This window comes from Pseudomonas sp. HN2-3, from assembly GCF_020691745.1.
Classification (GTDB): Bacteria; Pseudomonadota; Gammaproteobacteria; order Pseudomonadales; family Pseudomonadaceae; genus Aquipseudomonas; species Aquipseudomonas capeferrum.
Window position 1 is genome coordinate 796,359 of record NZ_CP085704.1, and the last position, 17,938, is coordinate 814,296.

The 17,938-nt window shown below is 64.0% G+C and carries 17 protein-coding genes and 1 tRNA gene; 10 read left to right on the top strand and 8 right to left on the bottom strand.

Going from position 1 to position 17,938, the window contains the following annotated elements:
- Positions 1-9 precede the first annotated feature (9 nt).
- From LJX93_RS03645 to LJX93_RS03665, 5 genes are read left to right on the top strand one after another with little or no spacing between them, the layout of a single operon-like run.
- Positions 10-1,206, top strand: coding sequence for a monovalent cation:proton antiporter-2 (CPA2) family protein (locus LJX93_RS03645; RefSeq protein WP_033701340.1), 1,197 nt, complete (start codon positions 10-12; stop codon positions 1,204-1,206).
- Between the two features lie 39 nt (positions 1,207-1,245).
- Positions 1,246-2,343, top strand: coding sequence for an AI-2E family transporter (locus LJX93_RS03650; RefSeq protein ID WP_033701339.1), 1,098 nt, complete (start codon positions 1,246-1,248; stop codon positions 2,341-2,343).
- A gap of 13 nt (positions 2,344-2,356) precedes the next feature.
- A complete protein-coding gene (locus tag LJX93_RS03655; protein ID WP_227696760.1) occupies positions 2,357-3,877 on the top strand; it encodes an efflux transporter outer membrane subunit in 1,521 nt (506 codons plus the stop codon).
- Positions 3,874-4,971: an HlyD family secretion protein gene (locus LJX93_RS03660; protein ID WP_033701336.1), complete on the top strand. Its 1,098-nt coding sequence runs from the start codon at positions 3,874-3,876 to the stop codon at positions 4,969-4,971. The genes LJX93_RS03655 and LJX93_RS03660 overlap by 4 nt, the downstream gene beginning before the upstream one ends.
- A complete protein-coding gene (locus LJX93_RS03665) occupies positions 4,961-5,977 on the top strand; it encodes a DUF2955 domain-containing protein (protein ID WP_047582777.1) in 1,017 nt (338 codons plus the stop codon). Before LJX93_RS03660 ends, LJX93_RS03665 begins: the two co-directional genes overlap by 11 nt.
- 79 nt (positions 5,978-6,056) lie before the next feature.
- On the opposite strand, the gene ychF is transcribed toward LJX93_RS03665, so the two are convergent.
- The 8 genes from ychF to LJX93_RS03705 form a co-directional block, all read right to left on the bottom strand.
- Positions 6,057-7,157 carry a redox-regulated ATPase YchF gene (ychF, locus tag LJX93_RS03670; RefSeq protein ID WP_033701333.1) on the bottom strand — a complete coding sequence of 367 codons (1,101 nt, stop codon included), beginning with the start codon at positions 7,155-7,157 and terminating at the stop codon, positions 6,057-6,059.
- A gap of 21 nt (positions 7,158-7,178) precedes the next feature.
- On the bottom strand, positions 7,179-7,763 hold the full coding sequence (pth, locus tag LJX93_RS03675; RefSeq protein WP_008099045.1) for an aminoacyl-tRNA hydrolase: 585 nt from the start codon (positions 7,761-7,763) through the stop codon (positions 7,179-7,181).
- A gap of 79 nt (positions 7,764-7,842) precedes the next feature.
- Positions 7,843-8,436, bottom strand: coding sequence for a 50S ribosomal protein L25/general stress protein Ctc (locus LJX93_RS03680; RefSeq protein WP_033701332.1), 594 nt, complete (start codon positions 8,434-8,436; stop codon positions 7,843-7,845).
- Between the two features lie 118 nt (positions 8,437-8,554).
- Positions 8,555-9,496 (bottom strand): ribose-phosphate pyrophosphokinase, encoded by a 942-nt coding sequence (locus LJX93_RS03685; protein ID WP_003247410.1) that lies wholly within the window; start codon positions 9,494-9,496, stop codon positions 8,555-8,557.
- Between the two features lie 47 nt (positions 9,497-9,543).
- Positions 9,544-9,618 (bottom strand) — tRNA-Gln (locus LJX93_RS03690).
- Positions 9,619-9,637: 19 nt separating this feature from the next.
- Positions 9,638-10,498, bottom strand: a complete 861-nt coding sequence (ispE, locus tag LJX93_RS03695; RefSeq protein WP_033701331.1) for a 4-(cytidine 5'-diphospho)-2-C-methyl-D-erythritol kinase — start codon at positions 10,496-10,498, stop codon at positions 9,638-9,640.
- Positions 10,499-10,501: 3 nt separating this feature from the next.
- The gene (gene lolB, locus LJX93_RS03700) at positions 10,502-11,119 is read right to left on the bottom strand and encodes a lipoprotein insertase outer membrane protein LolB (protein WP_033701330.1); all 618 of its coding nucleotides are present in this window, start codon (positions 11,117-11,119) and stop codon (positions 10,502-10,504) included.
- A 4-nt stretch (positions 11,120-11,123) separates the two neighbouring features.
- Positions 11,124-12,845 carry a tetratricopeptide repeat protein gene (locus LJX93_RS03705; RefSeq protein WP_156310538.1) on the bottom strand — a complete coding sequence of 574 codons (1,722 nt, stop codon included), beginning with the start codon at positions 12,843-12,845 and terminating at the stop codon, positions 11,124-11,126.
- Positions 12,846-13,177: 332 nt separating this feature from the next.
- Between LJX93_RS03705 and hemA the strand changes: the two genes are divergently transcribed.
- The 5 genes from hemA to murI are packed head-to-tail and all read left to right on the top strand — an operon-like array spanning position 13,178 to position 17,903.
- Positions 13,178-14,455 carry a glutamyl-tRNA reductase gene (gene hemA, locus LJX93_RS03710; protein WP_033701328.1) on the top strand — a complete coding sequence of 426 codons (1,278 nt, stop codon included), beginning with the start codon at positions 13,178-13,180 and terminating at the stop codon, positions 14,453-14,455.
- Positions 14,452-15,534, top strand: coding sequence for a peptide chain release factor 1 (gene prfA, locus LJX93_RS03715; RefSeq protein WP_047582766.1), 1,083 nt, complete (start codon positions 14,452-14,454; stop codon positions 15,532-15,534). Before hemA ends, prfA begins: the two co-directional genes overlap by 4 nt.
- Positions 15,534-16,364 (top strand): peptide chain release factor N(5)-glutamine methyltransferase, encoded by an 831-nt coding sequence (prmC, locus tag LJX93_RS03720; protein WP_227696761.1) that lies wholly within the window; start codon positions 15,534-15,536, stop codon positions 16,362-16,364. The genes prfA and prmC overlap by 1 nt, the downstream gene beginning before the upstream one ends.
- The gene (locus LJX93_RS03725) at positions 16,358-17,113 is read left to right on the top strand and encodes a molybdopterin-synthase adenylyltransferase MoeB (protein ID WP_033701323.1); all 756 of its coding nucleotides are present in this window, start codon (positions 16,358-16,360) and stop codon (positions 17,111-17,113) included. Before prmC ends, LJX93_RS03725 begins: the two co-directional genes overlap by 7 nt.
- Entirely contained in the window at positions 17,106-17,903 is a 798-nt protein-coding gene (gene murI / locus LJX93_RS03730; protein WP_033701322.1) for a glutamate racemase, read from the top strand. The genes LJX93_RS03725 and murI overlap by 8 nt, the downstream gene beginning before the upstream one ends.
- The last annotated feature ends 35 nt before the right edge of the window (positions 17,904-17,938 follow it).

Here is a 17,938-nt window from a genome sequence, read left to right on the forward strand (position 1 = left end):
TGAAATCCTATGCCACATGACGGCAGCCTGCTGCAGGCGACGGTGGTGTTCCTGCTGGCCGTGGTGCTTCTGGTGCCACTGGCGCAACGTTTGAAACTGGGGGCAGTGCCTGGCTATCTGCTGGCCGGCATCCTGATCGGCCCCTCGGTGCTCGGCTTGCTGGGCAACCCGGACAACGTCGCCCGCCTGTCGGAGATGGGCGTGGTGATGCTGCTGTTCGTGATCGGCCTTGAGCTCTCGCCCCGCCGCCTGTGGACCATGCGCCGCGCCCTTTTCGGCATCGGCTCGCTGCAGGTCGGGCTGACCGCCGCCGCACTTGGCCTGCTCGCCTATGGGGTATTTGGCCAGTCGAAGCCGGCGGCCATCGTGCTGGGGCTGGGGCTTGCGCTGTCATCAACGGCGTTCGGCTTGCAGGTGCTCGCCGAGCGCAAGGACCTGGGCAAGCCCCACGGCCGACTGGCTGTGGCGATTCTGCTATTCCAGGACATCGCCGCCATCCCCCTGATTGCCGTAGTGCCCTTGCTTGGCGGTGATGTCAGCCATGCAGATGAAGGCAACTGGCCGCTGCTGGCCGTGGCGCTCGGCATCGGCGTGATCATTATCGGCGGCCGCTACTTGATGACCCCGATTTTCAAATGGACAGTCGGCTCCGGGTTGCCGGAGCTGTCCACGGCTACTGCGTTGCTGGTGGTGTTGGGCACCGCCTGGGTGATGGAGCATGTAGGCATATCGATGGCCCTTGGCGCATTCCTGGCCGGCGTATTGATGGCCGAGTCGCCGTTTCGCCACGAACTGGAAACCCAGATCGAGCCGCTCAAAGGGTTGCTGCTCGGGCTGTTCTTTGTCGGCGTGGGCATGAGTGCAGACTTGCGCCTGTTGTTCGGCATGCCCTTGGCCGTGCTTGGGCTCACGCTGCTGCTGGTGGGCATCAAGCTGCCACTGTTGGTTGCCCTGGGCCGCAGGGCCGGCGGGTTGAACCGCGCCCAGGCGCTGTGCCTGGGCGTGGTGCTGGCGTCGGGCGGCGAGTTTGCTTTCGTGGTGTTCAAACTGGCGCGTGAGCACCAGGTATTGGAGCAGCAGGTTCACGACCTGCTGGTGCTGGCCATCACCTTGTCGATGGCCGTGGTACCGCTGGTGATGATGGGCCTGACACGGCAGTTGAGCGACGCTGAGGCGTCCCCGCCTGAGCGTCAAACCGACCACTGAACTGCACCCGTTGGCAAAATGAATGTGCGGAGGTGAAGCATGCAGCCGAGTTTCAAGCTGGACAGTGCCCTGTCGCGGGGCCTGCTCGATGTATTGATCAAGGCAGGCCTGGTGGCTGCCCTGGTGATCTTCGCCTTCCAGGTGTTTCAGCCCTTTCTGGAATTGATGCTGTGGGCGGTGATCCTGGCGGTGACCCTGTACCCGCTGCACCAGCGCATCAAACGCGGCACGGGGCTCAAGGACGGCTATGCGGCAACGCTGGTGGTGCTTTTGGTGCTGGTGGTGTTGCTGGTGCCGATCTACCTGGTGGTGGTGTCGATCAGCGAGTCGGTGGACGGCTTGGTGACACTGCTCAAAAGCGGTGCCTGGAGCGTGCCGACGCCTTCGGAGTCGGTGGCCACCTGGCCGCTGATCGGGCCGCGCGTGTATACCTTGTGGCTGGCGGCTTCCGAGAGCTTGAGCGGGGTGCTCAACAGTGTGATGCCGCAGCTCAAGGATGCCGGGCGTGTATTGTTGGGCGCCGCTGCCAGTGCCGGGGGTGCATTCTTGATGTTCATCGCGGCGATCATCATCTCGGGGGTGATCATGGCCTTCGGCGAGCGCGGCGAAGTGGCGGCGCAGCGCATTGCCATTCGGGTTTCAGGTGAGTCGCGCGGCAAGCCCATTGCAAGGCTGTGCACCGCCACCATTCGCGCCGTCGCCCAGGGTGTGATCGGCATCGCCTTCATCCAGATGCTGCTGATAGGCGTAGGTTTTGTGGTCAAGGGTGTGCCGGGCGCGGGGATCCTGGCAATCGCCATCCTTATGCTGGGCATCGCCCAGGCGCCGGCCACGCTGATCACGCTACCGGTCATCGCCTATGTATTCCATGCCGAAGGCTTCACCGTCGCGACCATCGTGTTTGCCATCTACACCTTCGTCGCCGGCCTTGCCGACAACGTGCTCAAGCCGCTGTTGCTGGGGCGCGGCGTGGATGTGCCGATGCCAGTGGTGCTGATCGGTGCGCTGGGCGGCATGGTGGTCAAAGGCATCATTGGCCTGTTCATCGGCCCGGTGATTCTGGGCGTGACCTATGTGCTGTTCTGGCAGTGGGTGGCGTTGCAGGTGCCGGAAGACCCTGCCGAACCGTCGGCTTGAGCCGGGGCCTGGCATGCCCGGACCTCGCTGGCGCCGCGCACTGGGCCTGGTGGCTTTGCTGGCAGGCTGTACGCAGGTCGGACCGGACTACCAGCCGGCGCAATCGCCCTGGCTGGACACCTGGAGCACCCCGCTGCTGGAGCAGGCCAGCCGTAGCGCCGCGGCGCCGGATTTTCGCCAGTGGTGGGCGGTGTTCGCCGACCCGTCACTGGATGCCCTGATCGCCCAAGCCGATGCGCACAACACCAACCTGCGCGTGGCTGGGCTGCGCGTCGCCGAGGCACGTGCGCAACTGGCCATCGTGCAGACCGGGCGTTATCCACAACTGCAGCAGTTGCGCGCGCAAAGCCTCTACCTCAAGCAGGACCAGTCCGGTACCGCCAACGCTCGTGATTCGGTGTTCTGGCAGTCCAGCGTGGGCTTCGACATTGGTTGGGAGATCGACTTCTGGGGGCGCTTCAGCCGTGCCATCGAGGCGGCCGATGCCCTGTACTTTGCCTCCGAGGCCAACTACGCCGATGCCATGCTGTTGTTGCGTGCACAGGTGGCCGACACCTATTTTGCCTTGCGTACCGCCGAGGCGCGGCTGGCCATTGCCGAGGAAAACGCCAAGCGCCAGGCGCGCAGCCTGGAGATCACCGAGCGGTTGTTCCGCCATGGCGAGCATGATGAGCTCGACTGGCAGCAGGCACGCACCCAGTACCTGGCGACGCAGGCGACCATCCCCGAGTTCGAAAACCAACTCAATGCCCTGCGCAACGTGTTGTGTTCGCTGCTTGGGCGGCCACCGGGGCCGCTGCCGGAGTTGCAACCTCGTTACGGGCAGTTACCACTGCCAGACCGGGCACTGTTGCAAGACGTTCCCGCCCGTTTGTTGCTGCGACGCCCGGACATCCGTGCCGCCGAGCAGGCCGTCGCGGCGCAGTCGGCGCTGGTGGGCGTGGCCGAAGCGGACCTTTATCCACAGCTGAGCCTGCTGGGCAGCATCGGCTGGAGCTTCGTGACGGCCAGCCACCTGCCCGACAGTTTCGACCTCGCCGCTGGCCCAGGCCTGATCTGGAACCCGTTCGACTATGGCCGGCGCAAGAACGCCGTGCGCGTGGAGGATGCCCGCTTGCAGCAACTGATCGAGCTGTATCAGCAGGGCGTGCGCGAAGCCGCCCGCGAGGCCGACGATGCAGCCAGCGGCCTGGTGCGCTCGTTGCAGAGCGCGGGTATTCGCGACCAGGCCTCGCAAGCCGCGCAGCGCTCGCTGAGCCTGGCCACCTCACAATACCGCGAAGGCTTTGCCGACTTCCAGCGGGTGCTCGATGCCCAGCAACTGCTGCTGCAGCAACAAGACGGTTACCTGGTCAGCCGCGGCAATGCCGTCAGCAGCGTGGTGACCTTGTACAAGGCCCTGGGCGGCGGTTGGCAGCCAGGCCGTGCATCTGTCGACCCGGCCACGCGTCGACAGATGCAGCAACGCACCGATTGGGGAGACCTGCTGGACGCGCCACCCCCTACCGCACAGCAACCCGGTGAACCGAAATGAGCGACGCCCCGCAAACACCGCCCCCGCAAGCGCCTGATCGTGGCATGCGCTGGGTATTGCTGCTGATTGCCATAAGCCTGCTCTGGTACTTGCTGGCAGACCGTTTCACGCCTTACACCCAGCAGGCCCGCCTGCAAGCCTATGTGGTGCCGGTGAGCGCCGAGGTGGCTGGCCCGGTGAAGCGTGTGGCCGTGGGCAACAATCAGGAGGTACGCCAAGGCGCGGTGCTGTTCGAGCTGGACCCGGCGCAATACCGCATTGCGCTGGCTCGCGCCGAGGCCGACCTTGATACCGTGCGCAGGCAGATCGGCGCCAACACCGCCGGCATCGATTCGGCCAAGGCGGCGTTGCTGGCGGCCCAGGCCAACGAGCGCAAGGCGCGCCAGGATGCCGAGCGGCTCAAGCGGCTGATCGAGGAAGACCCAGGCACGGTGTCGGTGCGCCGCCTGGAAGGGGCCCAGGCCACGCGCGACCAAGCCATCAGCCAGGTGGCGGCGGCCCGTGCCGAAGTCGAGCGGGCACGTGAACAGCAGGGCGGTTCACAGGCAGACAACGCCCAGTTGCGCAGCGCTGCGGCGAATGTTGAAAAGGCCCGCCTGGATCTGGCCCGCACCGTGGTGCGCGCCGATGCCAACGGTTTGATCACTGACCTGCGCACAGACGTTGGCCATTATGTGGCGGCCGGCAGCCCGATGATGACCCTGATCGCGATCCATGACGTGTGGATCAGCGCCGACATGACCGAAAACAACCTCGGCCGCCTGCGCTCCGGTACAGCGGTGCTGGTGGTGCTCGATGCACTGCCGGGGGTCGTGCTGAAGGGGCGCATACGCAGCATTGGGTATGGCGTCAGCGTGGGGCAGGGCAGCCCGCCGGGTACCCTGCCGAGCGTGCAGAACAGCCGCGAGTGGCTGCGCTCGGCGCAGCGTTTTCCGGTGATCGTCGAGCTGGACCGTGACCAGCTGGAGGACAAGACCGGGTTGCGGGTCGGCGGCCAGGCCGAAGTCATGGCGCTGCCCAGCGAGGGCAACCCGCTGAACGTGCTGGGCCGCGTGTTCATGTGGCTGATGAGCTGGCTGTCGTATGCCTATTGAGTGGCGGCGCCTGCGGGCGCTACGCCTGGCCTGGGGCGTGGCGCTGTGCCTGGCGGTCAGCTTCGGCATCGGCCTGCCCGTGCCGATCCTGGCCCCGGTGTTTGCGGTGCTGCTGTTAGCCACCCGCAGCCAGCCGCTGCCGTTGCGCGCGGCACCGGCGTTGGCGGTGCTGGTGCTGCTCAGTTGTGGCAGCGGCTTGTTGCTGATTCCACTGCTGCGCCATGCCCCGGTGAGTGGGGTGCTGTTGGTCGGCGTTGGGGTGTTTCTGGTGCTGCGTTACGCGCTCAAGGGCGGCAATGGCCTGGTGGCGAACTTGCTGGTGATCGGCCTGACCATGATCGCCGCAGCCGGCACCCATGATTTCACCTTGGCGCTGTCGGTGGTCGAGGCGTTAGCCAAAGGCATGCTGTTGGCGGCGCTGGGCACGGCGCTGGCGCATGTACTGTTTCCCGAACCTGTCGATGCCCCCGCGCAACCGTCCCCGCCACCGCTCCCCAGCGCGCGTGCCAGTTGGGTTGCGCTGCGTGCCACGCTGATCGTCATGCCGGCGTTCTTGCTGGCGCTGATTGCCCCGGATGCATTCATGCCGCTGATCATGAAGTCGGTGAGCCTGGGCCAGCAGGCCGGCGAAACCCATGCCCGCAATGCCAGCCGAGAGCTGATTGGTTCGACCCTGCTAGCCGGGCTGCTGGCGATCCTGCTGTGGAGTGCCTTGAGCCTGTTCGTGCACCTGTGGATGTTTTTTCTGTGGGTGTTGCTGTTCACCCTCTGGCAGGCCCGGCGGCTCTACCGGGCGGTGGCGACGCGGCACGGCCCTGCTTACTGGGTCAGTTGCCTGACCACGATGCTGATTCTGCTGGGGCAGTCGGTGCAAGACAGCGCGGCAGGGCAGGACGTGTACCGGGCCTTTGCGGTGCGCATGGCGCTGTTCTTGGCTGTCTCGGTGTATGCCAGCGTCTTGCTGATCTGGATCGACAGGCGCAGGGCGCGGCAGTGGGCGCACTGAGGGGGATAGGGGCGAACGGGACAACAGAAACACAAAAGCCCCCATACGGAGGCTTTTGTTGACAGGCAAACGCTGAGCGTCAGACGTTGAAGCGGAAGTGCATCACATCGCCGTCTTTGACGATGTAGTCCTTACCTTCCAAACGCCACTTGCCGGCTTCCTTGGCGCCACTTTCACCCTTGAACTGGATGAAGTCGTCATACGCCACTACTTCAGCGCGGATGAAGCCTTTTTCGAAGTCGGTGTGGATCACGCCAGCAGCCTGTGGCGCGGTGGCGCCAATGCGCACGGTCCAGGCGCGTACTTCCTGCACGCCGGCAGTGAAGTAGGTCTGCAGGTTCAGCAGCTCGTAACCGGCGCGGATCACGCGGTTCAGGCCAGGCTCTTCCAGGCCCAGGGCCTCGAGGAACATGTCCTTCTCTTCACCGTCGTCCAGCTCGGCGATTTCGGCTTCGATCTTGTTGCACACCGGTACCACGACCGCGCCTTCTTCCTCGGCGATGGCCTTGACCACGTCCAGGTGCGGGTTGTTGTCGAAGCCGTCTTCAGCGACGTTGGCGATGTACATCACCGGCTTGCTGGTCAGCAGGTGGAAGCCACGGATGACGGCCTTCTCGTCGTCAGCCATGTGCTTCATCAGGCTGCGTGCAGGCTTGCCTTCGGTGAAGTGCGGGATCAGCTTTTCCAGGATGGCCTTTTGCGCCAGGGCTTCCTTGTCGCCACCCTTGGCGTTGCGGGCAACCTTCTGCAGTTGCTTCTCGCAGCTGTCGAGGTCGGCGAAGATCAGTTCGAGGTCGATGATCTCGATGTCACGCTTGGGGTCGACGCTGTTGGAAACGTGGATCACGTTCTCGTCTTCGAAGCAGCGCACCACGTGGGCGATGGCGTCGGTCTCGCGGATGTTGGCGAGGAACTTGTTGCCCAGGCCTTCACCTTTCGATGCGCCTGCCACCAGGCCGGCGATGTCGACGAATTCCATGGTGGTCGGCAGGATGCGGTTAGGCTTGACGATCTCTGCCAGGGCAGCCAGACGCGCGTCGGGCATCGGCACGATGCCGCTGTTCGGCTCGATGGTGCAGAAAGGGAAGTTCTCCGCCGCGATGCCGGACTTGGTCAAGGCGTTGAACAGGGTGGACTTGCCGACGTTGGGCAGGCCGACGATGCCGCAATTGAAACCCATGGGTATTCCCTCTCTAGGAAATCAGGCCTTCTGGCTGTGCAGCTCGCGCATCGCCTTGGCGAAATCGCCAGCGAGGACATCTGGCAGCACGCCGAGGGCAAAATCGATGCTGGCGTCGAGCTTCTCCTGCTCGGCGCGCGGCGCGCGGCCCAGGACGAAGTTGGAGACCAGTTTGGCGTCACCCGGGTGGCCGATGCCAAGCCGCAGGCGGTGGAAGTCGTTCTGGTTGCCGAGCTGCGCGATGATGTCGCGCAGGCCGTTGTGCCCGCCATGGCCGCCGCCGCGTTTAAGCTTGGCGACACCCGGAGGCAGGTCGAGTTCGTCATGCGCCACCAGAATTGCTTCCGGCTTGATGCGGAAGAAATTGGCCAAGGCCGCCACGGACTGGCCGCTACGGTTCATGTAGGTGGTGGGGATGAGCAGACGAACGTCGTTGCCCTGATGGCTGAATTTAGCCGTCAGGCCGAAATACTTGCGGTCAGCGGTCAGCGAGACGCGCTGGGCGCTGGCAATGCGTTCAACGAAAAGAGCCCCTGCGTTATGCCGGGTCTGTTCGTATTCGGGGCCGGGGTTACCCAGGCCAACGATCAACTGGATGGCGGTCACGTCAGGGGCTCTTCCTTGGAGTTGGTGGGTTACAGCGCGCGCGGCACTGTAACCCGATCAACACCGGCGTGCGAGTGGATTACTCGGCAGCGCCTTCTGCTTCTGGAGCAACGCGTGGCGCGTGAACGTTGGCAACAGCCTTGTCATCACCGTGGGCCAGAGCGACGAACTCTACGCCTTTCGGAGCTTTCAGGTCCGACAGGTGGATGATGGTGCCGACTTCAGCGTTAGCCAGGTCAACTTCGATGAACTCAGGCAGGTCTTTGGCTTCGCAGGAAACTTCGATCTCGGAAACAACGTGGGAGATCTCGCCGCCTTTCTTGATCGGCGCTTCTTCGCCGATGAAGTGAACCGGAACCTTGGCAGTCAGCTTCTGGCCAGCAACGACGCGAACGAAGTCAGCGTGCATGATGAATTGCTTGGCTGGGTGACGCTGCATGGCCTTGACGATGACGTTTTGCTTGGCGCCGTCAACGTTCAGCTCGATCACGTGGCTGTAGGCAGCTTCGTTTTCGAACAGCTTGGCGATTTCCTTCGACACGATGGTCAGGGATTGCGCTTCTTTATCGCCACCGTAGACAACGGCAGGGATGCTCAGCGAGTGACGCAGGCGGCGGCTCGCACCTTTCCCCAGGTCAGTACGCACTTTGGCGTTCAGCGTGAAATCAGTCATTTTGTTTCTCCAAAATAGCCTCCCGAGGGCGTTTGCGACCAGCGCCAACGGGAATGGCAAAAAAGCCCCGCCCCAACAAATGCTGGGGCGGGGCGCTTCACATCAACACGTGTTCCGCTTAGCGGAACATCGCGCTGATCGATTCTTCGTTGCTGATGCGGCGTACCGCTTCAGCGACAACCGGTGCGATATCCAGCTGGCGGATACGGTCACAGGCTTGAGCAGCGGCGGACAGCGGAACGGTGTTGGTCACCACCAGCTCGTCCAGTACCGACTTCTCGATGTTCTCGATCGCGCGGCCCGACAGGACAGGGTGCGTGCAATAGGCGTAAACCTTGGCAGCGCCGTGTTCTTTCAGGGCTTTGGCCGCGTGGCACAGGGTGCCGGCGGTGTCGACCATGTCGTCTACCAGGATGCAAGTGCGCCCTTCGACGTCGCCGATGATGTGCATCACCTCGGAGTGGTTAGCCTTCTCGCGGCGTTTGTCGATGATACCCAGATCGACACCCAGGGACTTGGCGACGGCACGTGCGCGCACGACACCACCGATGTCCGGGGAGACGATCATCAGGTTCTCGAAACGCTGGTCTTCGATATCGTCGACCAATACGGGCGAGCCGTAGATGTTGTCGACTGGGATATCGAAGAAACCCTGGATCTGGTCAGCGTGCAGGTCGACGGTGAGTACACGGTCGATACCCACGACAGTGAGCATGTCAGCGACAACTTTGGCGCTGATGGCTACACGTGCCGAACGCGGACGGCGGTCCTGGCGGGCGTATCCGAAGTAAGGAATCACGGCGGTGATTCGGGATGCTGAGGAGCGGCGGAAGGCGTCGGCCATCACTACCAGTTCCATCAGGTTATCGTTGGTCGGGGCACAGGTCGGCTGAATAATGAAGACGTCTTTACCGCGGACATTTTCATTGATCTCAGTGCTGATCTCGCCGTCGGAGAATTTACCGACAGAGACGTCACCGAGAGGGATATGCAGCTGACGTACGACACGCCGAGCCAGATCGGGGTTAGCGTTCCCCGTAAAGACCATCATCTTGGACACGCGCAGTACCTGAAGGCTGAGGGTATACCTGGATGAGTATAGGAAAATGGCAGGGGCGGCTGGATTCGAACCAACGCATGGCAGGATCAAAACCTGCTGCCTTACCGCTTGGCGACGCCCCTGTATCTGTTGCTGCGAGCGCTAGGCACTCGACTTCTTGACCAGACTTTGCAGCTTGCGATGCAACATCGAAACATTGCTTCCTTTCGCCACAAACCCTGTTTGGGTCGCTGAAAGAAGGGCCAGAACTTTATCAGCTTCGGCTTTGCTTGGGAAGGCCCCAAACACACAACTTCCAGTGCCGGTTAATCGAGCTTCAGTGAATTTTCCCAGTGAATTCAACGCATTGCGAACTTCTGGGTAACTCTGCTCTACCACCGGTTGGCAGTCATTTCGACTGTTTCCCTCGGGAACGGGGCGCATCTTAAGGGGGAGGGAATCACGTGTCAACTGCGGATGTGAAAAAATTTCTACAGTACTGACAGACACTTGCGGCACCAGCACGACATACCAGGGCTCGATCGGGTCGACCGGGGTCAGTTGCTCGCCCACACCCTGGGCGAACGCCGCGTGGCCGCGCACGAACACCGGCACGTCGGCACCGAGGGTCAGGCCCAGGCCGGCCAGGCGATCTTCATCCCAGTCCAGCTGCCACAAGTGCGCCAGCGCCAGCAGCGTGGTCGCGGCGTCCGAGCTGCCGCCGCCGATGCCACCGCCCATGGGCAAGACCTTGGTCAGCCAGATGTCGGCGCCAAGGCGGGTGCCGGATTGTTCCTGCAATTTGCGCGCGGCACGCACGATCAGGTTGCTGTCGTGGGGCACCGCCTCGATTTCGGTGTGCAGGCGGATCACGCCGTCTTCACGCAGGGCGAAGCTCAGCTCGTCGCCATGGTCGAGAAACTGGAAGACGGTTTCCAGCTCGTGGTAACCGTCCGGGCGGCGGCCGATGATGTGCAGCCACAGGTTGAGCTTGGCCGGGGCGGGCAGGGTAAGGGTGGTCATCGATCAGTGCCCCAGCTGGCGCGGCTGCCAGTCCTTGACCACCAACGTCACGTCGAGGTCCTTGCCGTGCAGTTTCAGGCGCTCGGGCAACCAGTAGCCGTTCTGCTCGGTATAGCTCAGGTACTGCACCTGCCAGCCATCCTGTTGCAGGCTGGCCAGGCGGCTGTCGCCGTCCAGGGTCAGCTGGCTCTTGCTGTCGGGCGCGGGCAGGCCGCGTACCCACCAGACCAGGTGCGAAACCGGCAGTTGCCAGCCCAGTTGTTCTTCCAGCAGTGCTTCCGGGCTGGTGGCTTCGTAGCGGCCCTGGTTGGCCACTTCCAGCACCACGCCGCCGGGGCGGCCGGTCAGGCGGGCAGCGCCACGGCCCAATGGCCCGGCCAGGCGGATGTCGTAGTAGTCCTGGCGCTGCAACCAGAACAGCGTGCCGCTGCCGGAATCGCGCGGGGCGCGGATGCCGACCTTGCCGCTGATCTGCCAGCCGTCGAGGGTACTGAGTTGCGCTTTGTGCTGGCGCCACTGCTGCGGGTCGCCATGGCCCTGCAGGGCTTCACGGCTACCGAAGCCGGCACAGCCCGCGAGCAGGGCAATCAGGGTGAAGGTGATGCAATGGCGCAGGAACATGGCGTTAAAGGGTCTCTGATCCGGTCAGGCGCAGTACGGTCTTGCGCAGGATGGGGCTATCGGGCTGGGCTTCGAAGGCCTTGGCCCAGACCTGGCGGGCTTCGCGGCGCTTGCCGTTGGCCCACAGGACTTCGCCCAGGTGCGCAGCCACTTCGTGGTCGGGGAAGCGTTCCAGGGCCTGGCGCAGGTAGCCTTCGGCTTCGTCCAGGTTGCCCTGGCGATAGGCGACCCAGCCCAGGCTGTCGAGCACCGCCGGGTCATCCGGGGTGAGCTGGTGGGCCTTGTCGATCAGCGCCTTGGCCTCGGCGTAGCGGGTGGTGCGGTCGGCCAGGGTGTAGCCCAGGGCGTTCAGGGCCATGGCGTTTTCCGGCTCGCGGTCGATGATGGCGCGCAGGTCTTTCTCCATCTGCGGCAGGTCATCACGCTTTTCGGCCAGCATGGCGCGGGTATACAGCAGGTTGAGGTCGTCCGGGTAACGCTGGATGCCTTGTTGCAGCACCTGGTTGGCCTGGGCGTCCTTGTTGTTGTTGCTGTAGCTTTCCGATTCGATCAGGTACAGCTGGATGGCGTAGTCCGGCTGGGCCTCGCGGGCTTCGGCGAGCAGGCGCGAAGCCTCGGTGCCGCGGCCGTTGGCAATCAGGATGTCGGCCTGGCGCAGCTGCGCCGGCAGGTAGTCGGGGCCGGTGCCGACCAGGGCGTATTCGCGCAAGGCGCCTTCGGGGTCGTGGCGCTCCTCGCGGATGCGGCCCAGGTTCAGGTGGGCGGCGTCGACGTTGCTGTCGCGTTCGACCAGCTCCTGCAGGTAGCCCTCGGCTTCATCCCAGTCTTTGTTTTCCAGGCATACCAGTGCCAGCGAGTAGCGCAGCTCGTCATCCTCGGGGTACTGCTGGACCAGGCTGATGAACTCCCCCTTGGCATCGGCGATGCGGTCCTGCTCGACCAGGGTACGGGCGTAGGTCAGGCGCAGGCGTTTGTCATCCGGGTTGTCGCGGATCGCGCCACGCAGCAGGGGCAGCGCCTCTTTGCCGCGGTCGAGCGCTTGCAGCAGGCGGGCACGCAGCAGAATCGGGGCGATCTCGCCATTTTGCGGCGGGTGCTCCTCGAGCAGTTCGAGCGCTTCTTCGGCCTTGCCGTCCTGGTTCAGCAGGAGCGCTTTGCCGAACACCAGCTGGCTGTTTTCCGGGTACTTGACCAGCAGGCGTTCGAAGCTCTGCAGCAAGCCGTCGCGAGTGCTCTGGTCGGTCTCGGCGGCCGACAGGGCGAGGAAGTCGAAATGGGTATCGCCCTGGCCTTGCAGGACTTTTTCCATGTAGACCATAGCATCGTCGTAGCGACCGGCGCGGGCCAGCTGGATGGCGGCGGCGCGCTGGGCGTCGAGGTTGTCCGGGTCGTTGCGGGCCCAGATCAAGGCGTTTTCCAAGGCCGGCTCGTCGGCGCCGAGGTACTCGGCGATGCGGTAGGCGCGTTCGGAAACGCCAGGGTCCTGGGTTTTTTCGGCCTGGTCGGCGTAGTTGGCCAGGGCGATGTCGAAGCGGTTGCGCTGGCCGGCCAGCTCCGCCACCAACAGGCTATATAGGGTGTCTTGCTTGAACGAACCGTACACCACGGGTTTTTCGGCCTCGCCCTTGCCGGCCTCGGCAACGGGTGGCTCGGCTTTTTGCGGGGCCAGGCTCTGGCAACCCTGGAGCAGGGCGAAGGCAAGCAGCAGTGCGTAGTGTCTGTTCATAGAAAGGCTTAAAAGGACTCACCGGCGGTCGGAGCATGATGACACAAGCGCGGGGGCAAACCCACCTGCGAAGCATTTGCTTAACTGCGACCATGGCAGGGGCGCCCAGGTTCCGCCACCTGTGTGGGGGCGGCCTGTGGGGGCGGCCTTGGGTCGCGAAAGGGGTGCGTAGCGGCCCCAGGTTTTCAGGTTTGTCAGAGATATTGCCGGGGCCGCTGCGCAGCCCTTTCGCGACGCAAGGCCGCTCCTGCACGACAATAGCGAACGGTGGTTGTTCTAAAACCTGCGAAAGAGGACAATTATCGGCTTCTCGTCACAACCAGCGACCTTGCATGGCCTTTCTTGCACTTGGTATCAACCATAAGACTGCCTCGGTAGACGTACGCGAGCGCGTGGCGTTTACCCCAGAGCAGCTGGTGGACGCCCTGCAACAGCTCTGCCGACTGACCGCCAGCCGTGAAGCGGCGATCCTGTCGACCTGCAACCGTAGCGAGCTTTATATAGAGCAGGACCACCTGTCTGCCGAGGCCGTACTGCTGTGGCTGGCCGATTACCACCGGCTGAGCCTGGATGAACTGCGCGCCAGCGCCTACATCCATGAAGAGCACGATGCGGTGCGGCACATGATGCGCGTGGCCTCTGGCCTCGATTCGCTGGTGCTCGGCGAGCCGCAGATCCTCGGCCAGATGAAGTCTGCCTACGCCGTGGCGCGTGAGGCCGGTACCGTTGGCCCACTGCTCGGGCGCCTGTTCCAGGCCACCTTCAGTGCCGCCAAACAGGTGCGCACCGACACCGCGATCGGCGAAAACCCGGTTTCGGTGGCGTTCGCCGCGGTGAGCCTGGCGCGGCAGATCTTCAGTGACCTGGGCCGCAGCCAGGCCCTGCTGATCGGGGCCGGCGAGACCATCACCCTGGTCGCCCGCCACCTGCATGAGCAAGGTGTGCGCCGGATCGTGGTGGCCAACCGTACCCTGGAGCGTGCCAGCACGCTGGCCGAGCAGTTCGGCGCACATGCCGTGCTGCTGGCCGACATCCCCCAGGAACTGGCCAACAGCGACATCGTCATCAGCTCCACCGCAAGCCAGTTGCCGATCCTTGGCAAGGGCGCGGTCGAGAGCGCGCTGAAACAACGCCGGCACAAGCCGATTTTCATGGTCGACATCGCCGTGCCGCGTGATATCGAACCCGAAGTGGGCGAGCTCGACGACGTCTACCTGTATACCGTCGATGACCTGCACGACGTAGTCGCAGAAAACCTCAAGAGCCGCCAGGGTGCGGCCCAGGCTGCCGAAGAGCTGGTGTCGGTGGGCGCCGAAGACTTCATGGTGCGCCTGCGCGAACTGGCTGCGGTGGACGTGCTCAAGGCCTACCGCCAGCAAAGCGAGCGCCTGCGCGATGAAGAGCTGCAAAAAGCCCAGCGCCTGCTGGCCAACGGCGGCAACCCCGAGGACGTGCTGGCCCAGCTGGCCCGGGGCCTGACCAACAAACTTCTGCATGCGCCCAGCGTGCAGTTGAAAAAGCTCTCGGCCGAGGGCCGCCTCGATGCGCTGGCCATGGCCCAGGAACTCTTTGCCCTCAACGAGGGCTCGACGGACAAATCCCTGCAATGAAAGCGTCGCTGCTGAACAAACTGGATATTCTCCAGGACCGCTTCGAAGAACTGACCGCACTGCTCGGTGACGCTGAGGTCATCAGCGACCAGACGCGTTTCCGTGCTTATTCCCGCGAATACGCCGAAGTCGAGCCGGTTCACACGGCCTATCAGGCATGGCGCAAAGTCCAGGACGACCTTGAGGGTGCCCAGGCGCTGCTCAAGGACAGCGATCCGGATATGCGCGAAATGGCCGTGGAGGAAGTGCGCGAAGCCAAGGAGCAACTGCTGGCGATGGAGGCGCAGCTGCAACGCATGCTGCTGCCCAAGGACCCCAACGACGGGCGTAACGTGTTCCTCGAAATCCGCGCTGGCACCGGTGGTGACGAGGCGGCGATATTCTCGGGTGACCTGTTCCGCATGTATTCGCGCTACGCCGAAAAGCGTGGCTGGCGTCTGGAGATTCTGTCCGAGAACGAAGGCGAACACGGCGGCTACAAGGAAATCATCGCCCGCGTCGAAGGCGATAACGTTTACGGCAAGCTCAAGTTCGAGTCTGGTGCGCACCGTGTGCAACGGGTGCCCGAGACCGAGTCGCAGGGGCGCATCCATACCTCCGCTTGTACCGTGGCCGTGCTGCCCGAGCCCGATGAGCAGGCGGTGATCGAGATCAACCCGGCCGACTTGCGCGTGGACACCTACCGCGCTTCCGGGGCCGGTGGCCAGCACATCAACAAGACCGACTCGGCGGTTCGCATTACTCACTTGCCCACCGGTATCGTGGTCGAGTGCCAGGAAGAACGCTCGCAGCACAAGAACCGTGCCCGTGCCATGTCCTGGCTGTCGGCCAAGCTCAACGACATGCAGACCAGCGCCGCGCAGAATGCCATCGCCAGTGAGCGCAAGCTGCTGGTGGGCTCCGGTGACCGCTCCGAGCGTATCCGCACCTACAATTATCCACAGGGCCGGGTAACCGATCACCGCATCAACCTGACCTTGTATTCGCTGGACGACATCCTTGCCGGTGGCGTCGATGCCGTGATCGAACCGCTGTTGGCCGAGTACCAGGCCGATCAACTGGCCGCCCTGGGGGACTGATGACCATCATCGCCAGCTTGCTGCGCAATGCGCAGTTGCCCGAATCGCCCACCGAGCGGCTGGACGCCGAACTGTTGTTGGCTGCGGCCATCGGCAAGTCGCGCAGCTACCTGCATACCTGGCCCGAGCGCATCGTCAGCAGCGAAGCGGCCGACACTTATACCGGTTACCTGCAGCGCCGCCGCAGCGGTGAGCCGGTGGCGTATATCCTTGGGCAGCAGGGGTTCTGGAAGATCGACCTGGAAGTGGCACCGCATACGCTGATCCCGCGCCCGGACACCGAGCTGCTGGTCGAGACCGCCCTGGAGCTTCAGCCTGCGACACCTGCCAAGGTGCTCGACCTGGGCACCGGCACCGGGGCCATTGCCTTGGCCCTGGCCGGCGACCGCCCGGCCTGGCAGGTGATGGCGGTGGACCGTGTCGAGGAGGCCGCCGCGCTGGCCGAGCGCAACCGCCAGCGCCTGGGGCTGGGCAATGTGCAGGTGCGCGTCAGCCACTGGTTTGACCAGCTCGGCGATGAGCGTTTCGACCTGATTGTCAGCAACCCCCCCTACATTGCCAGCGAAGACCCCCACCTGGACGCTGGCGATGTGCGTTTCGAACCCAGCAGCGCACTGGTGGCAGGTGCCGATGGCCTGGACGACCTGCGCGTGATCATTGCCCAGGCGCCGCAGCACTTGCTGCCAGGCGGCTGGTTGCTGTTGGAGCATGGTTATGATCAGGCAGCGGCGGTGCGCGCCTTGCTGACTGAACAAGGCTTTGCCGAGGTTGCCAGCCGCATCGACCTGGGCAGCCATGAACGCATTACCCTGGGGCGCCTGCCATGCTGAGTGATCAGGAACTGTTGCGCTACAGCCGGCAAGTGCTGCTGGCGCAGATCGATATCGACGGCCAGTTGCGCCTCAAGCAGAGCAAGGCGCTGATCGTCGGCCTCGGTGGGCTGGGCTCACCTGTGGCGCTGTACCTGGCTGCGGCGGGGGTGGGCGAGTTGCACCTGGCAGATTTCGACACCGTCGACCTGACCAATCTGCAACGCCAGGTGATGCACGACAGCGACAGCGTCGGCATGAGCAAGGTGGACTCGGCGCTGCAGCGCCTGGGGGCGATCAACCCGGAGATCAGCCTGGTCGCTCACCGCCAGGCGCTGGACGAAGATTCGCTGGCCGCAGCGGTGGCTGCGGTCGACCTGGTGCTGGACTGCTCCGACAACTTTTCCACGCGCGAGGCGGTCAATGCCGCCTGCGTCGCTGCTGGCAAGCCGTTGGTCAGTGGGGCGGCGATCCGCCTCGAGGGCCAGCTTTCGGTGTTCGACCCGCGGCGTGACTACAGCCCGTGCTACCACTGCCTGTATGGCCATGGCAGCGAGGATGAACTGACCTGCAGCGAAGCCGGCGTGATCGGCCCGCTGGTGGGGCTGGTAGGTAGCCTGCAGGCGCTGGAAGCCATGAAGCTGCTGGCTGGGTTCGGCGAGCCACTGGTGGGCCGCCTGCTGCTGATCGATGCCCTCGGCACGCGCATACGTGAACTGCGGGTCAAGCGCGACCCGGCCTGCGCTGTCTGCGGCAAGCGCGATGGCTGAGCGTTCGGCGCCGATTGGCGTGATGGATTCGGGGGTCGGCGGTTTGTCGGTGCTTGCCGAGATCCAGCGCCTGCTGCCCAACGAAACCCTGCTGTATGTGGCCGATTGCGGTCATGTGCCCTACGGTGAGAAGTCGGCGGACTACATCCGCCAGCGCTGCCGACGCATTGCCGAGTTCTTCCATCAGCAAGGCGCCAAGGCCATGGTCCTGGCCTGCAATACCGCAACGGTGGCGGCGGTTGCCGACCTGCGTGAGCTGTACCCGGTCTGGCCGCTGGTGGGTATGGAGCCTGCGGTAAAGCCTGCAGCCGCCGCCACCCGCTCCGGTGTGGTCGGGGTGCTGGCCACTACCGGGACCTTGCAGAGCGCCAAGTTCGCGGCATTGCTCGACCGCTTCGCCAGCGATGTACGGGTGGTCACCCAGCCTTGCCCAGGGCTGGTAGAGCTGATTGAAACCGGCGACCTTGGCAGCCCCGCGTTGCGCCAGTTGCTGCTCGGGTTTGTGCAGCCACTGCTGGATGCCGGCTGCGATACGCTGATTCTTGGCTGCACCCATTACCCATTCCTGCGCCCCTTGCTGGCCGACATGGTGCCGGCAGACGTGGCCATCATCGATACCGGCGCCGCCGTGGCGCGCCAGCTGCAACGGCTGTTGCACGCCAACGACCTGCTGGCCGAGGGCCCGGCGCTGGATACCCGCTTCTGGACCAGTGCCGACCCGCAAACTCTGAGAAAAATCCTACCGTTGCTGTGGCATAAGTCCGACAGTGTGCAAAGCTTTGCGTTGTGAAAAAAACGTCAAAAGCAGCTGAACTATCGTACCAC